This is a genomic window from Actinoplanes italicus (assembly GCF_003001815.1).
GTDB classification, from domain to species: Bacteria; Actinomycetota; Actinomycetes; order Mycobacteriales; family Micromonosporaceae; genus Actinoplanes; species Actinoplanes italicus.
In genome coordinates, this window is sequence record NZ_PVMZ01000059.1 from 1 (window position 1) to 3653 (window position 3653).

At 70.6% G+C, this 3653-nt stretch carries 4 protein-coding genes; 3 read left to right on the plus strand and 1 reads right to left on the minus strand.

The features are described from left to right. The 3 genes from CLV67_RS52570 to CLV67_RS50740 form a co-directional block, all read left to right on the plus strand. Window positions 1-997: hypothetical protein (locus CLV67_RS52570; protein ID WP_170154327.1), on the plus strand; the 997-nt coding region annotated here is incomplete at its 5' end. 87 nt (window positions 998-1084) lie between these two features. After that, window positions 1085-2182, plus strand: coding sequence for an LLM class flavin-dependent oxidoreductase (locus tag CLV67_RS50735; protein WP_106331189.1), 1098 nt, complete (start codon window positions 1085-1087; stop codon window positions 2180-2182). Continuing rightward, window positions 2179-2793 (plus strand): FMN reductase, encoded by a 615-nt coding sequence (locus CLV67_RS50740; protein ID WP_106331190.1) that lies wholly within the window; start codon window positions 2179-2181, stop codon window positions 2791-2793. The genes CLV67_RS50735 and CLV67_RS50740 overlap by 4 nt, the downstream gene beginning before the upstream one ends. Here the strand turns inward: CLV67_RS50740 and CLV67_RS50745 are convergent. Continuing rightward, the coding region (locus tag CLV67_RS50745; protein WP_211304179.1) for a hypothetical protein at window positions 2780-3653 on the minus strand (874 nt) is incomplete at its 5' end. The two genes, CLV67_RS50740 and CLV67_RS50745, sit on opposite strands and share 14 nt — an antisense overlap.

The window sequence follows — 3653 nt, forward strand, 5'->3', positions numbered from 1 at the left end:
CCACCGGCCATTGCCCGACCCGCTGGCCCGGCGCTGGCTACGGGCGTTGCGCCTGGCCGTGGTGCTGCCGGTGGCTCTGTTCGGTGTGGCGGCGACGAGTGATACCGATGCTTCAGGCCCGAAGCCGCTCGCGCACACCGTGATGACGGGTGACGACGGAGCCCTCTACCTGGGCGCGAAGGACACCGGCCAGGACTGGTCGGTGAGCCGCGACGGCGGCCGCACCTGGCAGGAGTCCCGCAAGCCGTCCGGCGCGGAGCCGGTGTTCTGCGCGAAGGCGGAGCCGGCGACGTGCTATCGGGTGGTGACCGGCGCGCTGGCCGTGCAGAGCGACCGGGGCGACGCCCGCTGGGCGGACAGCTGGCGGATCAGCGAGCGGGACCGGGACGGGCTGGCGGACGTCTACGGCACGCACGACCTCAGCTCGGTGTCGCTCTCCGTGCTGGAGGTGGAGGGCGGTCACGTCGTGGTGGTGGCGAACCGCAGGGACGGGTTCGCGGTCCGGGACCGGCTCGGCGTATGGAAGCGGATCGGTTTCCCGGGGCTGCCGGCGAGTGTGGTGCCGGCCGAGCTGGCGTCGCTGACGCCGGAGCCGGAGGAGGAGCCGGGCTCACCCGCTTTCCCGCTGGCCTTCCTCTTCAGCGGCCTGGTACTGACCGCCGTACCGGTGTGGCGGCTGTGGCGGTCCGGCGGCGGCGCGCTGTGGTGGTGGCTGATCGCCCCGCTGGCGGCGACCGGGTTGCTGACCGTGCTGATCGATCACACCGCCGCGGCCGGAGTGACGGTGGCCACGGCGCTGATCTGCCCGGCCGTCGCGCTGACGGCAGCCAGGGTTACGCCGAGCTCCGTACTCGGTGCGTTTCTGCTGGTCATGGCGGCTATGGCGACGAGCACCCTGGTCTGGCTCGCAGGCGACACCGGGCAGATCGGCGTACTGGTCGTCTTCATGACCGTCAGCGCGCTGGCTGTGACCCCCGCCGTAGTCAAAGTTATTTGAATCTGAAATAGTTGCGCAGTCAAACGCGTTGAGCGTGGCAGTACCGGGGAAAGTCGGAAGCCCCGGCCGAGGCACCAGGAGCGGGTCATGCAGTTCGGAATCTTCAGCGTCAGCGACATCACGACGGACCCGACCACCGGCCGGACCCCCACCGAGGCGCAGCGCATCAAGGACATCGTCGCCATCGCCAAGCACGCGGAGGAGGTCGGCCTCGACGTCTTCGCGCTCGGCGAGCACCACAACGAGCCGTTCTTCTCCTCGTCGCCGACCACCACGCTGGCCTACATCGCCGCGCAGACGCGGACCCTTCAGCTGTCCACCGCGACCACGCTGATCACCACGAACGACCCGGTGAAGATCGCCGAGGACTTCGCGATGCTGCAGCACCTCGCCGACGGCCGCGTCGACCTGATGCTCGGCCGCGGCAACACCGGCCCGGTCTACCCGTGGTTCGGCAAGGACATCCGCGCCGGTATCCCGCTCGCCATCGAGAACTACTCGCTGCTGCACAAGCTGTGGCGCGAGCACGTCGTCGACTGGCAGGGCAAGTTCCGCACGCCGCTGCAGAGCTTCACCTCCACGCCGCGCCCGCTCGACGAGATCCCGCCGTTCGTCTGGCACGGCTCGATCCGCAGCCCGGAGATCGCGGAGCAGGCCGCCTACTACGGCGACGGGTTCTTCGCCAACCACATCTTCTGGCCGGCGTCGCACACCCAGCGGATGGTCCAGCTCTACCGGCAGCGGTTCGAGCACTACGGCCACGGCTCCGCCGACCAGGCCATCGTCGGCCTCGGCGGTCAGGTGTTCATGCGTAAGAACAGCCAGGACGCGGTGAAGGAGTTCCGCCCCTACTTCGACAACGCCCCGGTGTACGGCCACGGCCCGTCGCTGGAGGACTTCACTCGCGAGACGCCGCTCACGGTCGGCAGCCCGCAGCAGGTCATCGACCGCACGCTCGGCTTCCGCGAGTACGTCGGCGACTACCAGCGCCAGCTGTTCCTGCTCGACCACGCCGGCCTGCCCACCAAGACCGTCCTCGAGCAGCTCGACCTGCTCGGCTCCGAGGTCGTGCCGGTGCTGCGCAAGGAGTTCGCGTCCCTCAAGCCGGCCCACGTGCCGGACGCCCCGACCCACGCGTCCCTGCTCGCGGCTCGTGACGCCGCCAAGGAAGAAGTGAAGGCATGAAGCAGCGCAAGCTCGTCGTCATCAGCGCGGGCCTGAGCCAGCCGTCGTCGACCCGCCTGCTCGCCGACCAGCTGTCGGCGGCGGGCGGCCGCGCCGCCGCACAGCTCGGCGTCCACCTCGACGTCCAGGTCGTCGAGCTGCGCGACCTGGCCCACGACATCACCGACAACATGCTGACCGGCTACGCCAAGCCCGCCCTCAAGCAGGCCCAGGAGGCGGTCACCGCGGCCGACGCGCTGATCACCGTCACCCCGGTGTTCTCCGCCAGCTACAGCGGACTGTTCAAGTCGTTCTTCGACGTCCTCGACAAGGACGCCCTGGTCGACAAGCCGGTCCTGCTCGCCGCCACCGCCGGCACGGCCCGCCACTCGCTGGTCCTGGAGCACGCCCTGCGGCCGCTCTTCTCCTACCTGCGGGCGGCGATCATCCCGACCTCGGTCTTCGCGGCCAGCGACGACTGGGGCGCCAACTCGGTCGAGGGCCCCCTGCGCGGCCGCATCGACCGCGCCGCCGCCGAACTCGCCCGCGAGGTCGAACGCCGCGAACCCGCGGTGGTCACCGATCCGTTCGCGCTCACCGCGAACTTCGAGGACATGCTCAAGAATCTCTGACGGACGTACGGCCGGCCCAGGCGAACGCCATCGCGAGCGCCGTGCACGTCGAGGCCGACAGGAACACCAGCACCGACCCGGTGACGCCGAAACTCGTCACCGGGTCGTGCTTGCGCATGGCGTCGAAGGCGATCCACAGCACCGGCCCTCCGCAGCAGACCTGGGCAAGCAGCAACCACCACACGTGCGGATTCCCCCGCCGGTGCGCCCGCCAGGCCGGCACGGCGCTGAGCAACAGGCCGCCGAGCAGCACCACCAGCACGAACGTGAACATGCCGGCGGCCTCCTTGCCGAACTCGACCGGCGCGGGATCGTCGGGCATGGTCGGGAAGCCGATCCGCCGCCAGGTTCCGTCCACCTCCCGTACCGCGAATCCGTCCCGCCGGTTCGCGACCGCCACCACATGACCGCCCGGCACGTCCAGCACCGCCAGCGATTCCGACTCGAGCCTGAAGGAGCCCCGGTCGGGGTAGGCGTCGTACAGCTCGTCCATCTGCTTCTCGGTGGGTCCCCAGCTCTCCTGCCAGGGGCCGGTCCCGGTGCGGATCTCCACCGCCATCCGCTCGGGCACGACCCGGTAGCAGGTCACCGGCGCGGCCAGGGAGCACTGCGGCGACGTCGTGCCGACCGGCTCGCTGCTCGGATCGAACGTGCGGCCGTCCCGGGTCGCCACCCACGCCAGCGAGCCCTTGAGGGTGTCGGCGCCCAGATACATGGCCCCGTCCGCGCCGAGGTACACGTGTATCGCGGCCGGCGTCGGCACCGCGCTGGTCGCCGCCACGCCGGCCAGTGCCAGCGGCAGGAAGACCGCGAGCCGCATCGCCCGCAGCCACCTCGGGGCGGGCTTCGGTGGTCGCTTC

Coding starts and splice junctions, on each gene's coding strand:
- CLV67_RS50740 (WP_106331190.1), top strand. CDS start 2,179: ATGAAGCAGCGCAAGCTCGTCGTCATCAGCGCGGGCCTGAGCCAGCCG.
- CLV67_RS50735 (WP_106331189.1), top strand. CDS start 1,085: ATGCAGTTCGGAATCTTCAGCGTCAGCGACATCACGACGGACCCGACC.